We start from the raw sequence: 23,179 nt of genomic DNA on the forward strand, positions 1-23,179 counted from the left end.
GCGCCAAGGATGCCGAGCCAGAACCGGGTGGTCAAGTTGATTACCCGGTCAAGCCATGCACACATTGGTCGCCAGCCTGGCCATTATGACGCAATGCGCCACAAAGGAAGGTATGCAAACGCTGGTGCACGGCATCCTGCTCATCTACCGGCCACTGATGCTTGGCGCTCAGGTAGTGGGTGCTGAATACATCCAGGTAGGCATCCAGGGCTTGCGCGGCGTGCTGATCACCCGCCAGCTCCAGGCACATTGCAGCTACCTCAGCAGTGCAAAAGTGATCGTCACGCTTGGAGCGCCGCAAGCGGTAGCGCGACAACTGCTCGGGTTGCAAGCTGAGCACCGGGAAGCGATCCAGGTACGGGCTCTTGCGAAACATCTTGCGCGCTTCAGTCCAGGTCGCATCCAGCAAGATGAACAACGGTCGCTTGCCAGGCTCGCGCACCACCTCGCTGACGACCCGCTGCGGCTCGACGAACTCCCCCGGAAAAACAATGTAGGGCTGCCAGTGCGGTTGATCAAGCAAGGCTAGCAGTTGTTCATCGACAGCCGTTCGCTGCCAGCTGAACGCCGAGGTGTCGCTGATCAGGTCAGCGATCAACCAGCCGGTGTTACTCGGTTTCAACGGCTCGGTGTCGTGCATCAGCAGGCACATGGCTGAATCGGAAGGCACTTGCGGACGCCAGGCGCACAGGCAATGGCTGAAAATCACTCGGCAATGCGGGCAACGAGGCGCCCGTGATCCGCGCGCAACGAACGGTTTGACACTGCGCGCCAGGCGCTCGGCGCGCAAGCGCGATACGGCATGACTCATGGCAACAGACTGTATAGGCAAGAAAGAGAGGGCACAGCGCGAACTCGGCAAGACAAGGAAACCGCGCCAGTTTAACAGAGCCCGCTGAGCGGCAGATGGTATTTGCCGTGCAGGCTGCCTGCCGACTCCCCTATAATCCTTCCCCTGTCGTTACCTGCTGGCGCCCCGCTCTGCACGTGAGGGAACACCGTGCGCAGTTGCCGGTCAAATCGCCAGTTACCGAACCAGGAGAAATTCATGCTGCGCTTCATCGCCCCGACCTTGAGCCTTTTGCTCGCCCTGCCGCTGGCCGCCACCGCCGCTTCCAAGCAGGAATACGAACTGAGCAAAATGCTGCAGAAAGTAGCTACGGAAAGCAGTGTGGGCACGCCGCGAGCGATCAACGAGGACATTCTTGATCAGGGCTATACCGTTGAAGGCCGGCAGTTGATCAACCACCTGAGCGTACGCGCCAGCCACGCCCAGCAAATGCAGGCCAACCCGGAAAAAGTGCGCGACCAACTGGGCGCCAGCGTGTGCAAAAACACCGGCTACCGCCAATTGCTGGCCAAAGGTGCAGTGCTGACCTACCGGTTCACCGAATACAAGACCAACCGCCAGGTGGGCGAACAAGCGTTCGATGCCAAAAGCTGCGGCATCAAGCTGAGCAAATAAGCCTAGGCCAGCTCCTCGCTGTCGCGCCGCTGCTTTTCATCGGCGCGCAGTTCAGCCACCAGGGCCTGGACGTAACGTGAGTGCCGCTTGCCGCCCCCCAAGCGCCGCAGACACTCTTCTTCAAGGCTCAGGTTATTGGCCTGGGCCGAGCGCTCGAGCTGCTCAAATAGCTGGGCATCGAGCTCCAGATTAAGCCGTTGCATAATAAAGCCTCCCTGCACAACTACAGTCTCTCACGCCTCCAGTTAACCAGACCCACGCCTGGCCTGGCCCCTGACTGACGAGCGGTCTGCCTCACCTCCTCTGCTACCTCCCACAGTGAAGATCCTTTCGGCACAAATAGCCATCAACGTCTAGATTGATAGCAAGCGCCCGCCCGTTTCAGGGCTCGCACAGGGGGATGCCTGCCTACGCCTTGCCTTTGCAGGGCGGAGCAAAACGACAATGAGCCCACCACCACTGCACTAAGACCTTGCAGGTCTACTGCAATGCTCGAGGCGCACACTCGAGCCACAGCAGCCAGCGACACACGCAGTGTCGCGGCCGGACACACTAAGTTCCGGTCAGAGGTTTTGCTGCAGAAGGAGACGTTGAATGCCGTACCAACCGAACGAACTGCTGGCGAGTCACTTCAAGAACACCGGAATCGATCTGAGCAAGCTGGAAGAACAACTCAAGCAGGTTGCTCCAGACAGCCCCAACCTACCGCTGTACCGCGACATGATGCTGACAGTCCTGCGTATGGCCCAGGACGACAGCAACCGCTGGAACGCCAAAATCACCCTGCAAGCCTTACGCGAGCTGGACCACGCCTTTCGCACCCTTGAGCAGTACAAGGGGCGACGCAAGGTCACGGTGTTCGGTTCGGCACGTACCCCGATCGAACACCCGATGTATGCGTTGGCCCGTGAGCTGGGCGCCACCCTGGCGCGCTCGAACCTGATGGTGATCACCGGTGCCGGTGGTGGCATCATGGCCGCTGCGCACGAAGGGGCTGGGGTTGATCACAGCCTGGGCTTCAACATCACCCTGCCGTTCGAGCAGCATGCCAACCCCACGGTCGACGGCACGGACCGGCTGCTGCCGTTTCACTTTTTCTTTATTCGCAAACTGTTCTTCGTCAAAGAAGCCGATGCTCTGGTGCTCTGCCCAGGTGGTTTCGGCACCCTCGACGAAGCGCTGGAAGTGCTCACGTTGATCCAGACCGGCAAGAGCCCGTTGGTACCGGTTGTGTTGCTCGATTCCCCTGGCGGTAACTTCTGGCAGGACGCACTGAACTTCATTACCCGCCAATTGGAAGAGAACCGCTACATCCTGCCCAGCGACCTGAAACTGTTGCGTCTGGTGCAAAGTGCCGAAGAAGCCGTGGAAGAGATCAACCAGTTCTACAGCAACTACCACTCAAGTCGTTGGCTGAAGAACCAGTTCGTGATTCGCATGCATCATCCACTCAGCGAGGGGGCATTGCTCGACCTGCAAGAAGGCTTTGCCGACCTGCGCCTGAGCGGCCAGTACCACCAGCATGCCTATTCAGGGGAGCATCATGACGAGGCCCGGTTCAGCCACCTGACGCGCCTGACGTTCGCCTTCAATGGCCGCGACCAGGGGCGCCTGCGCGAGCTGGTGGACTTTATCAACCTCTCGGAAAACTGGGCCAAGCCTGAACCAATGCACACCACACAACGCGCCCGTGAAGCCTTGAAGGTCACCTAGCCCTGGCGTTGCGCTAATCGTCCAAGCCTCGGCCGCTCAACAGGCGGCCGACCATCTCCATGGAAAAACCACGGTAGACCAGAAAACGGGTTTGCTGTGCGCGGGCGCGCGGGTCGCCAGGCAACTGGCCAGAAAACTTGCGCTGCCAGACATCCTGCAATTGCCCTGCCCAATCCACCGCGCATTCGCGCAGGGCCTGGTCGATATCGCTGCGTTGCAGGCCGCGCTGGCTGAGTTCTTCGCGAATACGCGCCGGGCCATAGCCAGAGCGCGAGCGGTAGCTGATGAAGCTTTCCAGATAGCGGGCTTCACTGAGCAGGCCCTCTTCCGTCAAACGGTCGAGTTCCTGGTCGATCAATTCGGGGGGAGCGCCGCGCTGACGCAGTTTGCGCGTCAGCTCGACTCGACCGTGCTCGCGGCGTGCGAGCAGGTCCATGGCTGTCCGCCTTACGGCGACGGGAGTATCGAGTACGACGGACATGACAACGATCAGTAGCCAGCTTCGGCGTCGGCCAGATCGTCTTCAGGCTCAGCATTGACGGCAGCCGCTTTACCAGCCGCATCAACCGCGCCAGCGCTCAGCAGTTTGTCGCGGATCTGCTTCTCGAGGGTGGCGGCAATTTCCGGGTTCTCTTGCAGGAACTTGGCCGAGTTGGCCTTGCCCTGACCGATCTTGCTGCCCTGGTAGCTGTACCAGGCACCGGATTTTTCCAGGAAGCCGTGCAGCACGCCGAGGTCGATGATTTCGCCATTGCGGTAGATGCCCTTGCCGTACAGAATCTGGAATTCAGCCTGACGGAATGGCGGTGCCACCTTGTTCTTGACGATTTTGACGCGGGTTTCGCTACCAACCACTTCGTCGCCTTCTTTCACCGCGCCAGTACGGCGGATGTCCAGACGAACCGAGGCGTAGAACTTCAGCGCGTTACCACCGGTGGTGGTTTCCGGGCTGCCGAACATGACGCCGATCTTCATACGGATCTGGTTGATGAAGATCACCAGGCAGTTGGCGTTCTTGATGTTACCGGTGATTTTACGCAGCGCCTGGGACATCAGACGGGCTTGCAGGCCCACGTGCATGTCACCCATTTCGCCTTCGATTTCAGCCTTGGGTACCAGAGCAGCCACGGAGTCGACGATGATCACGTCAACGGCGTTGGAGCGCACCAGCATGTCGGTGATTTCCAGGGCCTGTTCGCCGGTGTCCGGCTGCGAGACCAGCAGGTCGTCGACATTGACGCCCAGCTTGCCGGCGTACTCGGGATCGAGGGCGTGCTCGGCGTCGACGAAGGCGCAGGTCGCGCCCATTTTCTGGGCTTGAGCGATCACCGACAGGGTCAGCGTGGTTTTACCGGACGACTCAGGACCGTAGATCTCGACGATACGGCCTTTTGGCAGACCGCCAATGCCCAGGGCAATGTCCAGGCCCAGGGAACCGGTGGAAATGGCCGGAATCGCCTGACGCTCGTGGTCGCCCATGCGCATGACCGCGCCTTTACCGAATTGACGCTCGATTTGCCCCAGGGCCGCAGCCAAGGCGCGCTTCTTGTTGTCGTCCATTGAAGTCCTCACGTAATCGATAGGGCCTGACGGCCAGAACACCTGTATAAGTAGCCAGTATTATTCCACAGGCTTTTGTTCCCGCCTACCCCCGATGTGCGATTTACTCTGCACCAAGCTGTAACAAGCCCTCTAGCGCGGCGATTACCGTTTGTCGGCGGACCTCATCGCGGTCACCATCAAAGTGCCTGCGCTCGCTGCTCACATGGTTGCCGTCGGCCCAGGCCAGCCACACCGTGCCCACCGGTTTTGCCGGTGAACCACCGTCTGGCCCGGCCACGCCACTGACCGCTACCGCGAAACGCGCACCGCTGGCCGCCTGGGCACCACGCACCATGGCCTCGACCACCTCCTGGCTGACCGCGCCGACCTGTCCGAACAAGCTTTCCGGCACCTGCAGTTGGCGGGTCTTCTGCTGATTGGAGTAGGTCACATAGCCGGCTTCGAACCAGGCCGAACTGCCTGGAATCCGCGTGATCGCCTCGGCAATACCGCCGCCGGTGCAGGATTCGGCCGTGGTCACCTGGGCCTTGAAGCGTCGCAGGTGTTCGCCCAAACGGGCAGATAGTGCAGTGATCGGGTCCATGGCACGCTCCTGGAAAGATTGCTGCCTACCCTACACCAGCAGGCGCTGGCCGACACAGCTTCAGTGTTGCAGCGTTTGCACATACGCCTGACAGGCACGCAGAACGATCAGTCCCAGATCTCCCCGGTCGGTGATGGCGATAATTCGTCGAGCATGCGCTGGCTCAAGTCCGGCGCGTACGGGGTCATGATCCATGCCGGTGGCGGCGGAGGTGGCTGGCACAGCGGCAACGGGGTCGGCACCCAGGAGGACTGACAGCCGCAGATCAGCAGTAGCCAGGCGGTCACGCAGACGAGCTTGAGCCTGTTGAGCATCGAGTAGCTCCTGATAATGGGATTGATCGTTGGCCTGGATCTGCTGCTCCAACACCTGACGTTGCTGACGTTCGCCAAGCTGTTGACGCGCGAGGTTTTCAGCCTGCTGCTGGCGCTCCAGAGCATGAGCCTGCGCTTGCTGCGCCAGCTGCTTGCCGTAACGCCATGCCTGCACCTGCCAGACCAGCGCGCAGACCAGCAGCACCAGCAACAGCGCTGGCAAGCGCCTCAACACAGCACTTCCCGAGCCCGCACCCAGAGCTTCAGGCGATCCTCCAGACCATTGAGCCCGCCGTTGATGTGACGGGTGATGCGGTTGAACTCCGCGCGGTCGGCCAGAGCGTTGAGCCCGCGCGAATGCCAGAACCAGGCTGCCGACTCGCACGCCCAGCGTGGCTGCTCCAGTAGCTGCGGTAAGTCCAGCAATCGTTCATCGCCAAACAGCGCCATGCTGCAGGCATGGTAGTTGTTGCGACCGGTAATCTGGATCAAGCCTCGGCCGCAATACAGCTGGCCATCGCCATCGGCCTCAGGTGTATTGCCCAGTCGCAAGGCGAGATTGCCGGTGTCATAACGCGACAGGTAGCGCTCACCGCCCAGCTCTTTGACATAACGCAACTGGCCGGACTCATGCCCGACCTGCGCCAGAAACGCCGCCACGCGTCGCGGCGAATCAATCTCCCAGCGCTGCATGGCGGCATTCAGCGCGGGTACAAAAACGCCCGCTTGCTGGCGGGCATTGGGGAAAATCGACAACAGTGTTTTTTCAGTAATGTCCATATGTACCTCCTCTGTATCGGCCATCCATTCACTTGCGCGGCTTGGTACCCTTGGCCCTGGCTTTGCCCTGCTTGCCGCCATTGCACTCGACCGTGGTCGTCCAGCCGGCGTTGCTGAACACCTGTTCCACTGACTCCACCAGGTACTCACCATCGAGCCCGGCCTTGAAACCTTTGAGATCAACGCTGCGTTCGGTAAACAGATCGGTACGCCCCGGCATTTCCAGGCGCACATTGGCAGTACTGCGATTGAGCGCTGCCAGCCGGGCTTTGGCAGCCTGCTCTGCCGACGCCTTGTCTGGGTAAAGGTGGCGGTCGGTATGCACCGGCGCTGCCCCTTGTGGTGCGTCGGCGTTTGCCAGTTCGATTACCCTGGCCTGGCCATTGCGCGGGTCTTGATGGCGGGCCTGTACGGCCTTGTATGTGCCCTTGTCCGCCAGACGAATCTGCCAATGGGTGACATCCGCGCGGCGCAGGCCGACAATCCCCAGAGCCTTGCCGTTTGCGCTGTGCCCGCCCTGGCGCGGCAGCACCAGCAAGGTGCCATTGGCGAGCTTGGCCGTGCAGTCGTATTGCTTGGCCAGGCGGGTAATGAAGTTGAAATCGGACTCATTGAACTGATCGACCCGCTGCAATCGGGTCTGCACCGGGCACGCCGGTTGCCAGCCATTGCGCGCGGCGATGTCACGCACAACCTGCAGCAATGGAACATCCTCCCAACTGCCGCTGCGTATGGTCTTGCCGGTGCCGCGCATGTCACTGGCCTTGCCCCGGATAATCACGCTATCGGGTGGCCCGGACAGCTCGACTTCATCCACGGTGTAGCGCCCCAGACGGGTCAGTGTCTGGCCGGCGTACCCCAAGTGAATTTCAATGACCGCCCCGCGCGCGGGTAACATCACGGCGCCGTCTCGGTCATCGATACGCAGCTCGAAATCGTCCGACTCCATGCCCGGTTTATCGGTTGTTCGCAGTGACAATAATCGGTCGTTGATCAACGTGGTGATGTCGTTGCCATCAGCGATGATTCGAAAAACGGGTTGCATGGCTCAGGCTCCAGAAAAGCAAACCCCGCACATGGCGGGGTTCGGTAGCGGTAAAAATGAGCAGGCCGTCAATCCCATAACTGAACCGTGGCATCACTGGCGATGGGCAATTCTGGCAGCAGAATCAGAATGCCGGCACGCAATGGTTGGGCCTGGTCAGCCAGGCCTTGGTTGGCGTTGAGCACCGCTTCGACGCTACCGTTCAGGTGCCCGTAGAAGTGCTGACACAGGGTGTCGAGTACATCCCCTTCAGAGGTTCTGCAGATCGTCGCCATAGCTCACAAACTCCAGGGTGAAACCTTGTTTACGCGGGATGCCGCCGGCCAGCAGGTAGCGCTGTTCTTCGTCGATGCTGGTCAGGCACCAATTACCCAACACCTGACCGTAGCCCGTCACCAGGCTCAACGGGCGTAACAGTCGGCCGAAGCTGCGCAGTGTCTGCAGCTGGCCAAGCCCGCCTTTGAGCGCTGGAAACACTGCGCCGCGGATGTTGATTTTTTCCTCCCCAAGACTCACTGCCTGCTGGGCAGCGCTGCGCGTCAGGCGCTCTTGCCCGACCCAGCGAAAACTGGTCTGCCGACGCAGCTCTTCGAATGCGGCGGTGTCGAGGTTGAAGTAATAAGCGGGCGACACGCCATCCAACGGTTGCAAGATCAACAGATGAGGAAAGGGTTTGACCGCCTCCGCTGCCGGGGTGACATCGGGCATAAAGCTGCCGACAGGCAAAATGTTACTCAGCGATGGATGGATCTTGCCGGCAATCTGATTGATCTTCGCCGCCGCCTTGGCGACCTGCTCGCCGAACACCTGGACCTGTCCCTGCACCTGGACCACCTTCGCCAACCCTTGGTTGTACTTGTCCACGACCTTTTGCACAGTCTTTTGTGCGGTATCAATGGCGCGCAGGGTGCGTTGCAGCTTGGCGCCAATCACCGGCCCGACATAGGGGATGGCTTCCAGATCGGCAACCACCGCCTTGATGTCGCTGACGGCACCATTCATGGGTTCCAGCACTTTGTCGATGCTATGGCGCCCATCCTCTCCGGCCTTGACCACGTGGCGCAGGGCTGACTGTAGTTGTTGCATGTAAGTCATGGGGGCTCCTTAAACGTAGACATGCGGCACGTCGGACAGTTGCCGGGAAGTCGCCATGCGCATCAGTTCCTCCAGCTCACGACGTACCATGGCTTGCAAGTTCTGCGCGAGCTGAGTGGGATCGGAAACGCTGCCTTGAACAGTGATGGGCATGTTGGGCGTGAAGGTGAATTGCTGATTAACCGCAGGTGCCGTAACGAGTTCAGGGTTCGCTTTGAGCAGCATTGGTAAGGCCTGACTCTCAGGTGCAGCGCTGGCCAGTGAACGCACCAAATCGCCCGGTCGTGCTGCAGCCAGTGCGTTATCGGTAGGCTTGTCAGCTAATGGCTGCTCACTGCTGGGCGTCACCAGGCGCTTGCCCAGCCAACCGCCAATGGCATCGCCCGCCATACCACCAAGCATGACACCAATGGACGTTCCGACCACTGGAATAACCGAGCCCACAACACCACCGATCACCGATCCCAACAAGCCGCCAGCCGCAGCACCGTAACCCTCGGCTTTTTGTTCTGCGGTACCCGCAGTCAATGCCGTGGAGATGACCCTGTCACCGGCCTCCTGAACCGCGGGGCGACGAAAGCGATTGATCAGGCTGCCAACTTTGCCAACCGATGCTGCCTGCTTACTCGGTTGAGCAGAAACAGCGCCAGCCGATGCCGGTGCGAACCCCACTCCGCTACGTCGCCTTTTTCCAGAGGGCGGGACTTTCGAAGCCTGTGAGTGAGCTTTGTTCTGCCGGTCCCGAACAGGACGAATTCGCTTCCTCTCTTGCAAGCCAGTACAACAACCGATGTCACTGGCGTTGACGACGAACACATTAAGCGGATCGTTGAACGCAAAGGCACTAGTCGGACCTGCGCTTGTCTCAGGGCTGCCCTGTACTGCCTCCTCCGGTATCGGCGAACCTTTAAACCGATGGCGTACCTTATCCAGCAGACTGCGAACGACAGTGCCGCCTTTGAGCGCCAGCAATGTCGTGCCAAGCGCTGCCACACCGACAGTCAGCCATTTGACTGCATCCGGCGCTTGGGCGAATGCGTTTGCCTTTTCTTCGACGACCCCAGCCACCCAGTCCGATAACGGCCGAACGGAATCCCCCAGGCTGAGGAGCGCGTTATCGACACCATCGGACGCTTCGCTCAAGCGCCGCTCTGAAGTGTCTCGGCGTGCCTCCATATCCGCGTCAAGGATGCTGGTAGCCCCCTCAACTTGAGGCTTCTCAAACGTTGCATCCAACTGCTGATGCTGCGCATCCGCAAGGGGAGCAGCAGCGCCCTCCCCCGACCCCTTGCGCTGGGACACTATGATCTCCAGTGCCCTTTTCAGCTCATCCGGCCCGGCTATTTTCGGGTGACTCAGCAGTTCGCTGATCAAGCGCGTAGTGTCCCCAATAGCGGCATCCTGCCCAACTGAGAACGTCGCCGCCACGGGTGCGTATTCCAGGGCTTTGTCCAGCCCCATGCCCGTGCCATACAACTGTTTGATCAACATCGCGGCCTGATTGCGTTCCATCCCGGTGTCGGTGGTGATCTTCTTCACCGCGGCAATCACGTCCTGCTCTGTCAACGAAATCTTTACGCCATCAGCCTTCACACTTGCGCCTTGCGCAGAAGACTTTTCATCCTTTGGCAGACCCGCACTGATGGTGATATCACGGATGATCTTCTGGAACTGCGCACTGATCTGAGTGGGCAACAAAGCCGCCCGCCCGTAGGTAATCGCCTGACCGACTATTGGCAGCCCCTCAAAGGCTGACAGGTTGTCCCTTTCAGGTGTTGCCTCGGTTGTTGCCGAACCGCTACTGCCCTCCTGCACCAGCACTGGCTGCGGCTTGCGCAGCGCGATCAATTGCTGTTCAAGCAGACTCAGTGTTGTGTCCAGATAAGGTCGCAACTCCGCCAATCCGCAACAGCTGCCCGCCGCTGCAGGTTTCATCTGGTCAGGCAGGCGTAATCCTTCGGCGGATATTCTTTCCAACACCTGGGTGTTTTTCTTGATCTGGTCTTCGACCCGTTTGAGCGCGATACCTATCGTGAAGATAACGGAGGCACCCAGCTCCAGTGTCGATATGAAACTCCTTACCATCTGCTCCCCCTATCGCCAGGTCACCGGCTTAATCCGTGAGCCACCAGACCATGTCGCTGAACGACATGGTCATGATTTCGGCGGCGGAAAAGTTCAGCTCTTTGGCGAGCCGCTTTGCCGCCGCTCTCTGCACGGCGGGGTCAAACCTCGTCGTCTTGCACCAGACGAAAATAACCGGCCTGCAAACGGCTGTAGTCCTTCAGGGCAAGCCCTTCCAGATCCTTGATACCGACTTCGGCCAACGAGGCGAACAGGTTCAGTTCGCGCTGTTCATCATCGTTATTGGCCGTCGATTGCGCCGCACGAATGTCACGCACCGTTGGCGCACGCAGCGACAGGCTGTCAACCTGCACGCCGTTGGCTTCGGAGCGTTTGCTCAGTGTCACGACTACACGTTCGGCACTCACGCTCAACCAGCCTGGGGTCTTGTTTGCCTGGCTCATACAGCCTCCTTACAGGCCCAGGGCCGAGCGTTGCGCGGCGAGTTGATCAACGCCATTGATGACGCGCTTCATACCCAGCGGATCAATTTCGTAAATCAGCTGACTGTCCACTTCCAACTTGTAGTAGGTCAGCGCCACGTTGTGTTTGATCTCAGCCTTGTCGCCTGCCTTCCAGTCGCCCATGTCGACTTCTTTGAGGGCTCCGCGCAGGGTCACGACGACCGGCGTGACACGCCCCTTGAGGCCTTTGAAGGCACCGCGGAAGGTACCGCTGAACGACGAGCCGTCGGCCAGGCCGAAGAACTTCAGCGACTCGCGACGCACGCCGGTGGTGACGAAACCGGCTTCCTGCTTTTCCATGCCCATGTCGAGTTCGATCGGCATGTCCATGCCGCCGACACGGTGCTCTTCCATCTTCAGGGTCAGTTTGGGCAGGGTCAGGCTGGGTACATCGCCCTGGAAGCTGACGCCATCGACGAACAGGTTCAGGTTGGCCAGGGTTTCGGGAATCATTGCCATGGTTGTTGCTCCTTGATTAAGCGGCTTGGTCGAGGACTTCGGTCAACCACTGGTTGGTGACCTCGACACGGAAATTCGGGTTTTCGGCAGGCGGCACGTCGGTGAAGCGGATGTTCCAGTACACCTTGCCCTGCTCCAGCTGGCTGGCGGTGTTGAGCTCGGCGTCGGCGAACACCTCGAAATTGATGATTGCGCCCTGGGCCTTCAGATCACGCATGAACGCCTGCAGACCTTCGGTCACGTCCTTGACGTAGGTCGCGGTGATCGATCGGTCGACTGCCCACTTGTGGCCGTAGAGGATTGCGTCCATGACGATGTCCATGGTCCGCACGCGGGTGACGAATGCCCATTTCGGATCGCTGCTCAGGGTGCGGTTGCCCCACAGGCGGTAGCCGTCATCACGAATGATGGTGGTGATGTTGGCGTTGTTGAGCAGGTTGGCCCGGCAGGTGGCGTCGCCATCCAGATACTCGATGGAGCGGCTGGTGCCGGTGAGGCCGACAAACTCTTTGTTCGATGGCGAAGCCCAGAAGCCATACTCAGTGTCGGTCCAGGCAAACAGACCGGCGACCCAGGCCGAGGCTGGTGCATCGACGGTGGCATCTGCGGTGGTGTCCCAGTACTGCACGCCTGGATCGACCAGGAACGCGCGCTTGGCGCCGAAGTTTTCGGCATAGGCAATCGCCGCTTCATCGGTGGTGTTAGGGCCATCGAGAATCGCCAGGCCACGCAGCTTGTCAGCCAGGGCTACCAGTGCGGTGCCGATTGCCAGGGTCGCGCTGTGCTTGGGTGTAACCAGCAGCCGAGGCTGAGTGTTGAAGCGGCTTTTGCCATCGAGCAGCGCCTGCAGACCGGTACGCTTACCATCGGCCAATACTCCGCCGATGATCGCCGAGGTTTGCTCGGCAGCATCCTCGAATTTGGCCACGCCACAGGCAACGATGACCGCCTTGGCGCGGCTATAGATCGCTTGGCAGGCCTTGGTGATGGCTGCATCGGCACCGAAGGCGGCGATAGCTTCACGCTCGCTGGTGATCAGCACCAGATCATTGACCTTGGCGCTGGCAGTCGGGCCTTCGGTGAAGGTGTCGACCAGACCGATGATCGAGGAAGAAGGCAGTGCGATAGTGCGCGCGCCGGTGTCGACGTTGGTAACGGTAACGCCGTGGAAGAATCCACTCATAAATAAATCTCCAGAAATGCGAAGGCCCCGCGGTGCGGGGCCTGGTGTGGTGTTGCGGAAAAGAAAACGCCCCGTGGGTGCGGGGCGTTATTGGATGTGTTCGGCTAGCCAAAGTGGCGCCGTGGGACGTAGTTCAACGTCGGGGAAATTCTGCGATTGCGGCCAGTCGCGCAGTGTCTGTAAGTAGGCCAGCAGATCCATAAATTGCTCACTGCTCAAAGTCGTTGGCCTGCTGATTTCTTGTTCGTCACGATGGCGATCTCGCAGCCACTGTCGAGACGCCAACTCACCATCACGCCACTGACGTTCAGCGGTGGCCAGCTCCGACAAGCCAGCAACCCGCTCGGAAAACACATCATTTTCGAACAGCCATCCCGGCAGAACTTCTGCCGAGCACGGCCACCATTTCAGGTCAGGATGAAAACGCCCCTCGGGGTCAATGTCCGTCACTTCCATGACGATGCCGTTTTCTACTCGTGCCCACATAATTATCACCACTGAATAAGTACGGTGCCAGCGCCACCGGCGCCGCCGTTATAGCCATAAGTGGCGCCAGATCCACCGCCACCACCGGCGCCGCCTTGGGTGCCCGGATTGTTGCCTTGTGTAGCGCGCGCGCCCGCGCCGCCGCCGGAGCCGCCCCAGGTCCCATAACTCACGTGACCGGGGCCGGTTCCCGTGTTGTAGTCCCCACCAATGCCCCCGCCGCCGGGCCCAGGCCCATTTGAAACGGAGTTGCCTACACCCATTCCGCCAGTCCCGCCGGTCGCGGAGAAGATAGTGCCGAACGACGACGTGCCACCGGATTCACCCACTCCACCAGCCACCGTAGCACCGGCACCGCCGTCGCCGACGGTAACCGTCACCGAAGAAATTCCGTCGAGGTTAACTAGTTTCTGCGCAAAGCCGCCCCCCCCCCCCCCGCCGGACCCCATATTGGCTGTACCGGAACGCCCGCCACCACCACCGCCGCCGATCACAGTGACCCAGGCCTTTTTAACTCCCACGGGGACAGCCCAGTTGAATACACCGGCTGCTCTGTAGCCCAGCGTGCCACGAAAAGGCAGGTGCGAGTGCTGGGTAATTTCAGTCCATGTCGGCTGTACGCCGGCAGTAATTTTCACTCCCACGAACACTCTGGTAACCGCGTAAGTGTTGATGATCGCAATGAACGTTTTGTAGCCCGGGTTACTGTAACCACCACCCACCACAACCGACATTGATGTATCTCCAGTATCCGCTGGACCTCCAATACTGGCTTGAGAGTTATTCGATGAAAACGCGCGGTACAGCCCAGGCCGCAAATCGACGCTAAAGTCGGTAATTAGCGGTTGGTTGGCAGCCTCCGGTCCAAGCCCATAGGTATCGAGTAAGGCCCGGACCCGCTCAACGGTCGTGATCTGCTCCCACTTGGTCCAGACACCTTTAGCGTTACGCGTGCGCATACATGTAATCGGATCGATGGCGTTGACCAGGGAGTCCCAAAGCTGGGTGGCCATATTGCTGCTGCCACGCTCCATATGGAGCACAGTGCCATTCGGGATCTGCCCGACCCCTTGCGGGGCAGGGTATATCGGTTTCACCCCAGTGGTCTCGGCTGAAACCATGTACACGCCGTTGTCCACGAGTTCATCAATATTGCCGGTGTAGCTGAACGCCGCATTACCCAAGCCGAATCGCGCCAAGATTGCCCGAACCGTAGCCGCGTTGGCGATCTTGGTGCTGATGTCGGTACCCGTCAATGTCGGGACGGTGGGCGCTCCGGTGAGTGCCGGGCTTGCCAAAGGAGCCTTGAGGGCCAGCAAATTGGTCATCGACGTGGCAAAGTTAGGATCATTGCCGAGGGCGTCAGCCAGCTCTTTAAGAGTATCCAATGCTGCGGGCGACGATCCCACCAGCGCCGAAATAGCGGCCTGCACAAATGCGGTGTTAGCTGCCAACTGGCTGTTGTTACCCGCCGCAACGTTCGGGACACTCACCGATCCGGTGAAAGTTGGGCTCGCCAAGTTAGCTTTGAGCGCCAAGGCTTGATCAACGTGGGTTTTGGTGTAGACGTCAGTCAGACCATAACCGGCGACAGTGGTCGGATTGGTTGCCGCCACCACGCGCCCATAAGCGTCCACCGTAACGCTTCGATAGGTGCCCGCAGCAACACCGGTGCGGCCAAACGCCATTTCAAACACCAACGCCGTCACACCTAGCGTGACCGGGCCATCAGCCACCAACTGCCAGGCACTGTCGGCATTAACAGAGCCCTTCTCCACCAGCACCAGCAGGCCGGGGGTGACTTTGTCACTCGCTCCCGCATCCGCGCAACGGGTCCAGGGGCCGCCCGCAACCACTTGATACAGACCATTGTCTTTCGCAGCGGCCTGATGCTTGACCAACACCCGCGCCCCCGCCGTCAGCGCCACCCCATCGACGGTCTGCAGCCCACTCAACGTGATAGCCGCCGTGGTAGCCACCAACACCGAATGTTTGAAATCCTGCTTGGCCAGTTCCTCGGTAACCCACTCACGGGTAGCCAGTACAACGCTCGGATCAATCTTCAACTGCACATTGCTGGCGCTACTCACCACCAGGTTCATCCGCACCACTTGAGTACGGCCTGAGCCCTGACTGAGCAGCGGCTTGTAGGTCGGCGCACAGTTGGCCACCGCAACCATATCGCCATCGGCGTCGTACAACGCGATCTCACGAATCCAGCGGCCACCGACGTCTGCCGGAATCACCTGTTCAGCCACAATGATCGAGCTGTCTTTGTCGTCGACCTTGAGCTGATTGAGCGGAGCCCGGCGCCATTCATTGAGCAAGGCCCGGGCTGCGGCATCGGGCATTGGCAGCGCCGGGTTCTCGACGCCGTTCGGGTTACCGTCGCCAACGGCCATCTGGGTAATTTTCCAGGGAATACCCAACGCATCAGCGTTGGCTTGTTTCGCTGCGCCCACGTTGGTGAGCAGCGCATAGAACTGAGAAGTCTGATCGACCATTAGTAGATGTCCATATAGTCAATGGTGTGCTCTCGGCCGCCGCGCCCGATGCTGCCGGTCACTGCAATGTCTGTGGCTGCAGGCGGGTAGATGTCGAGCGTGTCGCCGTCATAGAGTGAGGTGCCCATGTACAGGGCACCGGCGGTTTCCAGGCTGATGACCAGCCCGGTCATGTGTCTGCTGACGGGCCTGGCGTCATCGATCAGCCAGGTCAGTTCCTGGTAGGTTTCGTCGCTGATGCCGGCGTCAGAGACACCAATTTTCAAGGCAAAGGTGCCAGGCACGCCTTGAGGCTGAGTCTGAAACCACTCTTCAACCTCAATCAGGTAGCCGAACGGTTCCACCACCCGGCGCAAGGCGCCGATGGTGCCTTTGTGGGCATGTACGTTGAAGGCCGAGCGAATCACCGAGCGCTTGATGCTGTCAGGCCAGGCTTCGTCCCAGCGATCCACCGACCAGGCCCAGGCCAGTTGGTGCAACAGGTGAGGTGGACAAGTGTCCGGGTTGTACAGTGCATGCAAGGGTATGTCGGTGATTTCCGCACTCGCCGCCTCGATGGCGCGCTCGAGTTCAGTGCTGTTGAGCGGGAGCAAGCTGTTCATGTCAGCCTCCTCGCGTCACGGTGATCGCTTCACACCAGGCGGCTTGCGCCAGGGTCGGGCGCAGATCGGTCCAGTCGTTCAGATCAACCCGGCTGACGCCATTGATATGCAGTTGAGCGTCTACCCCTGAGCGTGCGACTTCAACGCCCAAACGCCGCCGAGGATTGACCCAGGCCTGCAGACGGCGCTTGCACTCGGCCAGGGTAGCTTCGATTTCCGGGCCATTGCCGCTCATGTGCACCACGGCATTGATGCGGTACGGCAAGATCGCAGCGCTCTGCACCGTCAGTCGGTCTGCCACTGGTCGCACGTCGTCATCGTTTAGTGCGGCGCGCACGGTTTCCAGTAGCGCAGCCCCGGCCACGCCATTGCCCTCCAGTGCCAGCACAGTTACCACCACAACAGCAGGCGACGGGCTCTGCGCCGTAGCATCGGCCACTAAGCCAGAAGCATTGCGGGCATGCAGGATGTAGCTGTTGCGTGGCCCGGCCGTGGTCAACCCTTCGTAAACCAGTTGAATACGCTCGCGCAGCGCATCATCTTCCTCGAGCACTTGCGGGGTTGGTGGCACCGTACTCAAGTCCTGGGGCTGGACCACCAACCGCTGCAGGTGCACATTGGCCGCCAGATGGTCGAGGTCACTGCCTTGCGCATAAGCCAACAGCAGAGACTTGGCCGCATCGTTGACCCGTGCGCGATTAAGCAGCTTGCGATAAGCACCGACTTCCAACAGCTTGGTCACCGGATCGCTCTCGAGCAGTGCGTCCCAGTTGTCGCCCATATGTGAGCGAAAAGTGCTCAGGTCCTCCTGGAAGATGTCCTCGAAATCGAGGTCTTCCAGTACCTGTGGCGCGGGCAACGCCGAAAGATCCAGGCTACTCATGCCATTACCTCCAGCGTCTGGCTGTCACCCAGGTACTGCCCATTGAGCTGCAGGGTGATCTGCCCGCCAACCACCGCCAACACCCGCACCGTCTCAAGTTTCAGGCGTGGCTCCCAACGGCTGAGGGACCTGGCTACTTCGGCTTGTACCGCACTTTTCCAGCCGTCATTGACGGGCAGATCGACAAAGCGCCGCAGCGCGCTGCCATAGTCCGGGCGCATGCGGCGGCTGCTCAGCGGGGTGGTCAGAATGTCTTCAATCGATTGACGCACATGCTCGATGCCCGACAGCGAGGCACCGGTGCGGCGATTCACTCCGATCATCGGGTTACTCCTTCATTGTTCTGGACATGATTTCTCCAGGCGTAAAAAAGCCCGCATTGGCGGGCTGAGTTCAGTGCTTGTGGTTGGCGCTGTTGCCAGCGGTGTCGATGATCTTTCCCGCGCCAAGGATGTCGCCGGTTACCCGTAAAAGCCCGTTGATCTGCACCTCACCGGTCAAGGTAATGTGGGTGGCTTTGGCCTCGATGGAATTGGCGGTAACCACTGCCGAGCTGGCGCCAACCTTGAGGGTCAGGGTGCCCGTGGGCAGATCGATGGTGTAGCTGTTGGCTTGCCAGTCGTAGACCAGCGAGCCACCGTCTTCGAAACGCCACACCTCAACGTGGTCGCGGTTATCCGCGGGATCACCAGCATTGCCGTACAGGCCCGGAATAAAGGTGCCTTGAGCAGGCTCTCCGCTGGGGTTTAGTAGAACGCCTTGTTCACCGAGGCTGGGTGAGCGCCAGTGCCGCGCTTTACCTGCGGCCTGGCTGTGCCAGCGGACCCAGGCGCTGGTCCAGCCGGCACCGTCGGATACCCGTACCCTGGCAGCGGCAAGATCGACCCCAACCACCTGGCAAGGGATGATCATTGCAGCCAGCATTCGATCATGGGCGGCACTGGCGTAGCTCATGCCAAGTCCTCCGGTGACTGGTAAGCGTCTTCGTTGCCAGGACCGGTATCCGGGCTGAAAGCAAAAGCCAATGGCCCTGGCTCATCGGGCCATGGCCAGGACACAGCACCCAAGCGCACCACTTGCTGCCATTGCACCAGCCAGGTCGTCGCCGGCATTGCTACAGCGGGCACTGCGCGCACATTCGTGGCACCTTCAACAAAGTCCAACGCCCAGAACTGCTTGCGCAGCAACACGGCAAGTTCGCTTGCCAGAGTGACAGCCAGCAAGGGTGCCTGCGCACTGGCTGGGTCAACCAAGATACGGGCCTCGAAGCCTGCGCTGATGCCCGAGCGGCCATCGCCCGGATCTACGCCTGGCTCAAGGCCGGTGATGGCGAAGAGCAACGCGGGCAGGACTGTGGAGGCGTCGGCTACCGCATAAGCGCCAACCGTCTCAAGCGTCGGAATAGCGACCTTGATAGCAGCGGTAATCGCTTCATGTAATGTCGTCAGTTCGTTCATATGCCCTCCTGGGCGACAGTCGCAACGGCCAGTGTGGAGGCGCGCGGCGCAGGATTGATTGGCCAACGGTGTCACCAGGCCGCGAGCACCTCACTCCTTTGTGCCTTGTTTATGGAACTCAGAAGGCTGCGCTTCGACCCCCAAGCGCCTCGCCGCCCAACGCTCATACAAGCCGATCGCCACATCCGCCCCGGCCATCGCCGTCAGGCAACCAAAAGCACTAGCTGTCCAGATCGACATGCCGCTGGCATACAGCAGCATCACCGTGGATACGCCGCAGACCATGCAGGCCCCCGAACGTAAAAGCAGGCGGCGAAACAGCGCCCAGCCTCGGGTGCCGGCTTTGTCTGCACGCCACATTTCTCCGGAAAGGCCACCCAGCAAAGCGAGGATGATCACCAGCCAGATCGGCATTTCCAGTAACGTCTGTTGCTCGTTTGTCACTGCCCTGTCTCCTTATGCAATGGCGCATGGGATTTCGCCCATCGCCGTTGTTGTGCAACCGATTTCTCGGCATTCCAAAAAGCCCGGTTCGCCAGGCTTTTCAGTAATGCGTTGATGAACCGCCCGCCACGACTGGTGCGCTGGACCGTTCCGCTTCATGTTGTTCTTCCGACCGCGGCCGCCTGCCCGCCGGATAACTGTTTACGGTGCTTTACGCTGCACACCCGGGTCAGTTGCCAACCCTCTGAACAGTTCAGGCCTGTTCATCGCTGCCTTTGTCACTGCCGGTGTCGACCGGCTTGAGACAAAGATTATGCACTGATGCATATGCAGTCAATGCATTTATGGAAACATTTATGCATGGGAAAATGCAAATATGCATGTAGTCCTTATGCCGTAGGGCTTGCAGCACTTTTCAGCAGACGAAAAAAAACCCGCCTAAGCGGGTTTCTGATGATCTGCGGGCAGTTCAGCGAGCGTACATGCCCCACCAGAACACATGACCGAGGATGCTGATCTGCTCTTCCTGCATCTGCTGGAAGCTGTAGTCCTCGTCCGGATGTTCTTCACGATTGAAGCTGCGCAGGCGAATGCCGGTTGGCAGGCGATAGAGCTGTTTGACCCGCAACTGACCGTTGTGATTGATGGCGTACAAGTCACCATCAACGATATCGCCAATGCCGCTCTTGCCAGCGTTCACCCCAACCGTGGCGCCGTCGCGCAATACCGGCAGCATGCTGTTGCCACGCACGGTGACGCACTTGGCCTGGTCGAACTGCACGCCATTGTGACGCAGGCTGCGCTTGCCGAAGCGCAGGCTGGCTTTCTCGCTTTCTTCGATGACGAATCGTCCTGATCCTGCTGCCAACTCGACCTCGCGAAGAAACGGAATGGAAACCTCATCGTCCTCGATGGGGGTGTCGTCATCCCACAGGCTGATATCGTGCAACTCGGCATGACTGCGGGTTAGCGGAGCTTCGCGACTCTCGCCAAGCTCGACGCGGCCGCGCAGTTGATCGGTGCTCACGCCGAAGTACTCGGCGATTTTCGACACATGCTTGTCGGAAGGATCGACGATCTTCTCGCTGAGAATGCGCGACAAGGTGGATTGCGGCACGCCGGTACGCCGGTGCAACTCCGTGGGGGAGATACCGTGGCGGTCGAGCAGTGCTCTTAAGACGGAAGCTACGTTGCGTTTTTGCATAATCTGCATAATGCGGGCGCTTTATGCAAAATGCAATTGCCGATATGCAGCTGAATGCATGGACAAATGGTCACAGCGGGGGTGTTGGCCTCGGCATCCGGCGCAAAATCCCTGTAACATTGCGCGCTTGCCTTTGGTCTTAACGACGCTGCGAGCCAAGTTTCTGTAATGAGCGATCTTTCCGCACACACCCCGATGATGCAGCAGTACTGGAAGCTGAAAAACCAGCACCCGGATCAGCTGATGTTCTACCGCATGGGCGACTTCTACGAGATCTTCTATGAAGATGCGAAGAAGGCCGCAAAACTCCTGGACATTACCCTGACGGCCCGCGGGCAATCGGCGGGCCAGTCGATCCCCATGTGTGGCATTCCCTTTCACGCAGCCGAGGGCTACCTGGCCAAGCTGGTGAAGCTGGGCGAATCGGTGGTGATCTGCGAACAGGTCGGCGATCCGGCAACCAGCAAAGGCCCGGTGGAACGTCAGGTGGTGCGGATTATCACCCCCGGCACCGTCAGCGACGAAGCCTTGCTCGATGAGCGCCGCGATAACCTCATTGCCGCGGTGCTGGGTGATGAGCGTCTGTTCGGCCTGGCCGTACTGGATATCACCAGCGGCAACTTCTCTGTGCTGGAGATCAAAGGCTGGGAAAACCTGCTCGCTGAGCTTGAGCGCATCAACCCGGTGGAGTTGCTTATTCCAGACGACTGGCCACAAGGCCTGCCGGCAGAGAAACGCCGCGGCGCCCGCCGTCGTGCGCCGTGGGATTTCGACCGTGACTCGGCCCGCAAAAGCCTCTGCCAGCAGTTCGCAACCCAAGACCTCAAAGGCTTCGGTTGCGAGAAGCTGACGCTGGCGATCGGCGCCGCCGGTTGCCTGTTGGGCTACGCCAAGGAAACCCAACGCACCGCCCTGCCCCACCTGCGCAGCCTCAAGCATGAGCGCCTGGACGACACCGTAGTGCTCGACGGCGCCAGCCGCCGCAACCTTGAGCTGGATGTAAACCTGGCTGGGGGCCGCGACAACACCCTGCAGTCGGTCATCGACCGCTGCCAGACCGCCATGGGCAGCCGTTTGCTGACCCGCTGGCTGAACCGCCCATTGCGCGACCTGAAAGTGTTGCAAGCCCGGCAAGGTTCGATTCGCTGCCTGCTCGATAGCTACCGCTTTGAGAAACTGCAACCGCAGCTCAAGGAAATCGGCGACCTCGAGCGGATCCTCGCCCGTATCGGCCTGCGTAACGCCCGCCCTCGGGATCTGGCGCGCCTGCGCGACGCCCTCGGTGCGCTGCCTGAGTTGCAGAACGCCATGGCTGAGCTGGAAGCGCCACACCTGGCGCGCCTCGCCGCCATTACCGGCACCTACCCGGAATTGGCCGACCTGCTGGAAAAGGCCATCATCGACAACCCGCCAGCGGTAATCCGCGACGGCGGCGTGCTCAAGACCGGCTACGACAGCGAGCTGGACGAGCTGCTGGCGATGAGCGAGAACGCTGGCCAGTTCCTGATCGACCTGGAAGCCCGCGAGAAAGCTCGCACCGGTCTTGCCAACCTGAAAGTCGGCTACAACCGCGTGCACGGCTACTTCATCGAACTGCCCAGCAAGCAGGCCGAACAGGCACCGGCTGACTACATTCGCCGCCAGACCCTCAAGGGTGCCGAGCGGTTTATCACCCCGGAGCTGAAAACCTTCGAAGACAAGGCGCTGTCGGCCAAAAGCCGCGCCCTGGCCCGCGAGAAGATGCTCTACGACGCCCTGCTCGAGACCCTGATCGGCCACCTGGCGCCGCTGCAGGACACCGCAGCAGCCCTGGCCGAACTGGATGTACTGAGCAACCTCGCCGAGCGCGCGCTGAACCTTGACCTGAACTGCCCGTCGTTCGTCGATGAGCCGTGCATGCGCATCACCCAGGGCCGCCACCCGGTGGTCGAGCAAGTGCTGACGACGCCGTTCGTGGCCAACGACCTGGCATTGGACGACAACACCCGCATGCTGGTGATCACCGGCCCAAACATGGGCGGTAAGTCTACTTACATGCGCCAGACTGCACTGATCGTGCTGATGGCCCACATTGGCAGCTTCGTCCCGGCCGCCAGTTGCGAGTTGTCACTGGTCGATCGGATCTTCACCCGTATCGGCTCCAGCGATGACCTGGCCGGTGGGCGTTCGACCTTCATGGTCGAGATGAGCGAAACCGCCAACATCCTGCACAACGCCACCGACCGCAGCTTGGTGCTGATGGACGAAGTCGGCCGCGGTACCAGTACCTTCGACGGCCTGTCGCTGGCCTGGGCGGCGGCAGAGCGTTTGGCTCAATTGCGCGCCTACACCCTGTTTGCCACGCACTACTTCGAACTCACCGTGCTGCCGGAAAGCGAACCGCTGGTGGCCAACGTGCACCTGAACGCCACCGAACACAACGAACGGATCGTGTTCCTGCACCACGTGCTGCCAGGGCCGGCCAGCCAGAGCTACGGCCTGGCAGTGGCGCAATTGGCCGGTGTGCCGACGCCGGTGATCCAGCGTGCACGTGAGCATCTTGGCCGTCTGGAAACCGCCAGCCTGCCACATGAAATGCCTGCTGCACCCAAAGGTGCAGCTGATGTACCGCACCAAAGCGACCTGTTTGCCAGCCTGCCTCACCCAGCCATCGAGAAGCTTGGGAAGCTGGACCTGGACAACATGACGCCGCGTCAAGCTATCGAAATGCTCTATACACTAAAGACTCTGTTATAACGCGAGCCCGCACAAGCTGATAGAATCCCGCGCGGTTTGGTGGTGCTGCAGGTTACTAGCCTGGCCTGCAGCCGA

26 protein-coding genes and 1 pseudogene are annotated in these 23,179 nt (G+C 60.2%); 3 read left to right on the forward strand and 24 right to left on the reverse strand.

All coding sequences use genetic code 11. The features are described from left to right. Window positions 1–40: 40 nt before the first annotated feature. Entirely contained in the window at window positions 41–811 is a 771-nt protein-coding gene (locus ACVWSC_RS22315) for a tRNA-uridine aminocarboxypropyltransferase (RefSeq protein ID WP_442109218.1), read from the reverse strand. Window positions 812–1,048: 237 nt separating this feature from the next. Here ACVWSC_RS22315 and ACVWSC_RS22320 point away from each other — a divergent pair, with 237 nt between their 5' ends. Beyond that, window positions 1,049–1,465, forward strand: a complete 417-nt coding sequence (locus tag ACVWSC_RS22320) for a quorum-sensing-regulated virulence factor family protein (RefSeq protein ID WP_442109219.1) — start codon at window positions 1,049–1,051, stop codon at window positions 1,463–1,465. 2 nt (window positions 1,466–1,467) lie between these two features. Here ACVWSC_RS22320 and ACVWSC_RS22325 read toward each other — a convergent pair whose 3' ends face one another. After that, window positions 1,468–1,668 carry a hypothetical protein gene (locus ACVWSC_RS22325; RefSeq protein ID WP_442109220.1) on the reverse strand — a complete coding sequence of 67 codons (201 nt, stop codon included), beginning with the start codon at window positions 1,666–1,668 and terminating at the stop codon, window positions 1,468–1,470. Window positions 1,669–2,059: 391 nt separating this feature from the next. On the opposite strand from ACVWSC_RS22325, the gene ACVWSC_RS22330 reads away from it, so the two are divergent. Then, window positions 2,060–3,178, forward strand: coding sequence for an LOG family protein (locus tag ACVWSC_RS22330; protein ID WP_442109221.1), 1,119 nt, complete (start codon window positions 2,060–2,062; stop codon window positions 3,176–3,178). Window positions 3,179–3,191: 13 nt separating this feature from the next. Here the strand turns inward: ACVWSC_RS22330 and recX are convergent, their stop codons facing one another. The 22 genes and pseudogenes from recX to ACVWSC_RS22440 form a co-directional block, all read right to left on the reverse strand. Beyond that, window positions 3,192–3,659 (reverse strand): recombination regulator RecX, encoded by a 468-nt coding sequence (gene recX, locus ACVWSC_RS22335; protein ID WP_442109222.1) that lies wholly within the window; start codon window positions 3,657–3,659, stop codon window positions 3,192–3,194. An 8-nt stretch (window positions 3,660–3,667) separates the two neighbouring features. After that, window positions 3,668–4,738, reverse strand: a complete 1,071-nt coding sequence (gene recA / locus ACVWSC_RS22340; protein WP_442109223.1) for a recombinase RecA — start codon at window positions 4,736–4,738, stop codon at window positions 3,668–3,670. Window positions 4,739–4,841: 103 nt separating this feature from the next. After that, window positions 4,842–5,324: a CinA family protein gene (locus ACVWSC_RS22345; RefSeq protein WP_442109224.1), complete on the reverse strand. Its 483-nt coding sequence runs from the start codon at window positions 5,322–5,324 to the stop codon at window positions 4,842–4,844. A gap of 60 nt (window positions 5,325–5,384) precedes the next feature. Continuing rightward, on the reverse strand, window positions 5,385–5,870 hold the full coding sequence (locus tag ACVWSC_RS22350; RefSeq protein ID WP_442109225.1) for a lysis system spanin subunit: 486 nt from the start codon (window positions 5,868–5,870) through the stop codon (window positions 5,385–5,387). Beyond that, a complete protein-coding gene (locus tag ACVWSC_RS22355) occupies window positions 5,867–6,418 on the reverse strand; it encodes a glycoside hydrolase family 19 protein (protein ID WP_442109226.1) in 552 nt (183 codons plus the stop codon). Before ACVWSC_RS22355 ends, ACVWSC_RS22350 begins: the two co-directional genes overlap by 4 nt. A 28-nt stretch (window positions 6,419–6,446) precedes the next feature. Then, window positions 6,447–7,463 (reverse strand): phage late control D family protein, encoded by a 1,017-nt coding sequence (locus ACVWSC_RS22360; RefSeq protein WP_442109227.1) that lies wholly within the window; start codon window positions 7,461–7,463, stop codon window positions 6,447–6,449. 68 nt (window positions 7,464–7,531) lie between these two features. Further along, on the reverse strand, window positions 7,532–7,738 hold the full coding sequence (locus ACVWSC_RS22365) for a tail protein X (RefSeq protein WP_442109228.1): 207 nt from the start codon (window positions 7,736–7,738) through the stop codon (window positions 7,532–7,534). Next, window positions 7,713–8,558, reverse strand: coding sequence for a phage tail protein (locus ACVWSC_RS22370; RefSeq protein WP_442109229.1), 846 nt, complete (start codon window positions 8,556–8,558; stop codon window positions 7,713–7,715). Before ACVWSC_RS22370 ends, ACVWSC_RS22365 begins: the two co-directional genes overlap by 26 nt. 9 nt (window positions 8,559–8,567) lie before the next feature. Further along, the gene (locus tag ACVWSC_RS22375) at window positions 8,568–10,643 is read right to left on the reverse strand and encodes a hypothetical protein (RefSeq protein ID WP_442109230.1); all 2,076 of its coding nucleotides are present in this window, start codon (window positions 10,641–10,643) and stop codon (window positions 8,568–8,570) included. Between the two features lie 140 nt (window positions 10,644–10,783). Next, window positions 10,784–11,086: a phage tail assembly protein gene (locus tag ACVWSC_RS22380; RefSeq protein WP_442109231.1), complete on the reverse strand. Its 303-nt coding sequence runs from the start codon at window positions 11,084–11,086 to the stop codon at window positions 10,784–10,786. Between the two features lie 9 nt (window positions 11,087–11,095). Next, window positions 11,096–11,605, reverse strand: a complete 510-nt coding sequence (locus ACVWSC_RS22385) for a phage major tail tube protein (RefSeq protein ID WP_442109232.1) — start codon at window positions 11,603–11,605, stop codon at window positions 11,096–11,098. 16 nt (window positions 11,606–11,621) lie between these two features. After that, on the reverse strand, window positions 11,622–12,788 hold the full coding sequence (locus ACVWSC_RS22390) for a phage tail sheath subtilisin-like domain-containing protein (protein ID WP_442109233.1): 1,167 nt from the start codon (window positions 12,786–12,788) through the stop codon (window positions 11,622–11,624). Window positions 12,789–12,875: 87 nt separating this feature from the next. Next, window positions 12,876–13,274 (reverse strand): phage tail assembly chaperone, encoded by a 399-nt coding sequence (locus ACVWSC_RS22395; RefSeq protein ID WP_442109234.1) that lies wholly within the window; start codon window positions 13,272–13,274, stop codon window positions 12,876–12,878. A 5-nt stretch (window positions 13,275–13,279) separates the two neighbouring features. Next, entirely contained in the window at window positions 13,280–14,602 is a 1,323-nt protein-coding gene (locus tag ACVWSC_RS22400; RefSeq protein WP_476461752.1) for a glycine-rich domain-containing protein, read from the reverse strand. Between the two features lie 84 nt (window positions 14,603–14,686). After that, window positions 14,687–15,778 (reverse strand): annotated as a pseudogene (locus ACVWSC_RS22405) (phage tail protein); the annotation flags it as partial. Then, a complete protein-coding gene (locus ACVWSC_RS22410; protein WP_442109237.1) occupies window positions 15,778–16,380 on the reverse strand; it encodes a phage tail protein I in 603 nt (200 codons plus the stop codon). The gene ACVWSC_RS22410 and the pseudogene ACVWSC_RS22405, both read right to left, overlap by 1 nt. 1 nt (window position 16,381) lies before the next feature. Continuing rightward, window positions 16,382–17,263: a baseplate assembly protein gene (locus ACVWSC_RS22415; RefSeq protein ID WP_442109238.1), complete on the reverse strand. Its 882-nt coding sequence runs from the start codon at window positions 17,261–17,263 to the stop codon at window positions 16,382–16,384. After that, entirely contained in the window at window positions 17,260–17,586 is a 327-nt protein-coding gene (locus ACVWSC_RS22420) for a GPW/gp25 family protein (RefSeq protein WP_442109239.1), read from the reverse strand. The genes ACVWSC_RS22415 and ACVWSC_RS22420 overlap by 4 nt, the downstream gene beginning before the upstream one ends. Before the next feature lie 70 nt (window positions 17,587–17,656). Then, on the reverse strand, window positions 17,657–18,217 hold the full coding sequence (locus tag ACVWSC_RS22425; protein WP_442109240.1) for a phage baseplate assembly protein V: 561 nt from the start codon (window positions 18,215–18,217) through the stop codon (window positions 17,657–17,659). After that, entirely contained in the window at window positions 18,214–18,720 is a 507-nt protein-coding gene (locus ACVWSC_RS22430; RefSeq protein ID WP_442109241.1) for a hypothetical protein, read from the reverse strand. The genes ACVWSC_RS22425 and ACVWSC_RS22430 overlap by 4 nt, the downstream gene beginning before the upstream one ends. Window positions 18,721–18,810: 90 nt before the next feature. Beyond that, the gene (locus ACVWSC_RS22435; RefSeq protein ID WP_442109242.1) at window positions 18,811–19,164 is read right to left on the reverse strand and encodes a phage holin family protein; all 354 of its coding nucleotides are present in this window, start codon (window positions 19,162–19,164) and stop codon (window positions 18,811–18,813) included. A gap of 469 nt (window positions 19,165–19,633) precedes the next feature. Further along, window positions 19,634–20,377 (reverse strand): LexA family transcriptional regulator, encoded by a 744-nt coding sequence (locus tag ACVWSC_RS22440; RefSeq protein ID WP_442109243.1) that lies wholly within the window; start codon window positions 20,375–20,377, stop codon window positions 19,634–19,636. Window positions 20,378–20,536: 159 nt separating this feature from the next. Between ACVWSC_RS22440 and mutS the strand changes: the two genes are divergently transcribed. Beyond that, window positions 20,537–23,104, forward strand: coding sequence for a DNA mismatch repair protein MutS (gene mutS, locus ACVWSC_RS22445; protein WP_442109244.1), 2,568 nt, complete (start codon window positions 20,537–20,539; stop codon window positions 23,102–23,104). The last annotated feature ends 75 nt before the right edge of the window (window positions 23,105–23,179 follow it).

This window comes from Pseudomonas sp. NUPR-002, from assembly GCF_056322725.1.

What these genes read in the sequence shown, in the direction of transcription:
- ACVWSC_RS22315 (WP_442109218.1), bottom strand. Translation starts at nt 811, where the DNA reads ATGAGTCATGCCGTATCGCGCTTGCGCGCCGAGCGCCTGGCGCGCAGT.
- ACVWSC_RS22320 (WP_442109219.1), top strand. Translation starts at nt 1,049, where the DNA reads ATGCTGCGCTTCATCGCCCCGACCTTGAGCCTTTTGCTCGCCCTGCCG.
- ACVWSC_RS22325 (WP_442109220.1), bottom strand. Translation starts at nt 1,668, where the DNA reads ATGCAACGGCTTAATCTGGAGCTCGATGCCCAGCTATTTGAGCAGCTC.
- ACVWSC_RS22330 (WP_442109221.1), top strand. Translation starts at nt 2,060, where the DNA reads ATGCCGTACCAACCGAACGAACTGCTGGCGAGTCACTTCAAGAACACC.
- recX (WP_442109222.1), bottom strand. Translation starts at nt 3,659, where the DNA reads ATGTCCGTCGTACTCGATACTCCCGTCGCCGTAAGGCGGACAGCCATG.
- recA (WP_442109223.1), bottom strand. Translation starts at nt 4,738, where the DNA reads ATGGACGACAACAAGAAGCGCGCCTTGGCTGCGGCCCTGGGGCAAATC.
- ACVWSC_RS22345 (WP_442109224.1), bottom strand. Translation starts at nt 5,324, where the DNA reads ATGGACCCGATCACTGCACTATCTGCCCGTTTGGGCGAACACCTGCGA.
- ACVWSC_RS22355 (WP_442109226.1), bottom strand. Translation starts at nt 6,418, where the DNA reads ATGGACATTACTGAAAAAACACTGTTGTCGATTTTCCCCAATGCCCGC.
- ACVWSC_RS22360 (WP_442109227.1), bottom strand. Translation starts at nt 7,463, where the DNA reads ATGCAACCCGTTTTTCGAATCATCGCTGATGGCAACGACATCACCACG.
- ACVWSC_RS22365 (WP_442109228.1), bottom strand. Translation starts at nt 7,738, where the DNA reads ATGGCGACGATCTGCAGAACCTCTGAAGGGGATGTACTCGACACCCTG.
- ACVWSC_RS22370 (WP_442109229.1), bottom strand. Translation starts at nt 8,558, where the DNA reads ATGACTTACATGCAACAACTACAGTCAGCCCTGCGCCACGTGGTCAAG.
- ACVWSC_RS22375 (WP_442109230.1), bottom strand. Translation starts at nt 10,643, where the DNA reads ATGGTAAGGAGTTTCATATCGACACTGGAGCTGGGTGCCTCCGTTATC.
- ACVWSC_RS22380 (WP_442109231.1), bottom strand. Translation starts at nt 11,086, where the DNA reads ATGAGCCAGGCAAACAAGACCCCAGGCTGGTTGAGCGTGAGTGCCGAA.
- ACVWSC_RS22385 (WP_442109232.1), bottom strand. Translation starts at nt 11,605, where the DNA reads ATGGCAATGATTCCCGAAACCCTGGCCAACCTGAACCTGTTCGTCGAT.
- ACVWSC_RS22390 (WP_442109233.1), bottom strand. Translation starts at nt 12,788, where the DNA reads ATGAGTGGATTCTTCCACGGCGTTACCGTTACCAACGTCGACACCGGC.
- ACVWSC_RS22395 (WP_442109234.1), bottom strand. Translation starts at nt 13,274, where the DNA reads ATGTGGGCACGAGTAGAAAACGGCATCGTCATGGAAGTGACGGACATT.
- ACVWSC_RS22400 (WP_476461752.1), bottom strand. Translation starts at nt 14,602, where the DNA reads ATGACCAATTTGCTGGCCCTCAAGGCTCCTTTGGCAAGCCCGGCACTC.
- ACVWSC_RS22410 (WP_442109237.1), bottom strand. Translation starts at nt 16,380, where the DNA reads ATGAACAGCTTGCTCCCGCTCAACAGCACTGAACTCGAGCGCGCCATC.
- ACVWSC_RS22415 (WP_442109238.1), bottom strand. Translation starts at nt 17,263, where the DNA reads ATGAGTAGCCTGGATCTTTCGGCGTTGCCCGCGCCACAGGTACTGGAA.
- ACVWSC_RS22420 (WP_442109239.1), bottom strand. Translation starts at nt 17,586, where the DNA reads ATGATCGGAGTGAATCGCCGCACCGGTGCCTCGCTGTCGGGCATCGAG.
- ACVWSC_RS22425 (WP_442109240.1), bottom strand. Translation starts at nt 18,217, where the DNA reads ATGAGCTACGCCAGTGCCGCCCATGATCGAATGCTGGCTGCAATGATC.
- ACVWSC_RS22430 (WP_442109241.1), bottom strand. Translation starts at nt 18,720, where the DNA reads ATGAACGAACTGACGACATTACATGAAGCGATTACCGCTGCTATCAAG.
- ACVWSC_RS22440 (WP_442109243.1), bottom strand. Translation starts at nt 20,377, where the DNA reads ATGCAGATTATGCAAAAACGCAACGTAGCTTCCGTCTTAAGAGCACTG.
- mutS (WP_442109244.1), top strand. Translation starts at nt 20,537, where the DNA reads ATGAGCGATCTTTCCGCACACACCCCGATGATGCAGCAGTACTGGAAG.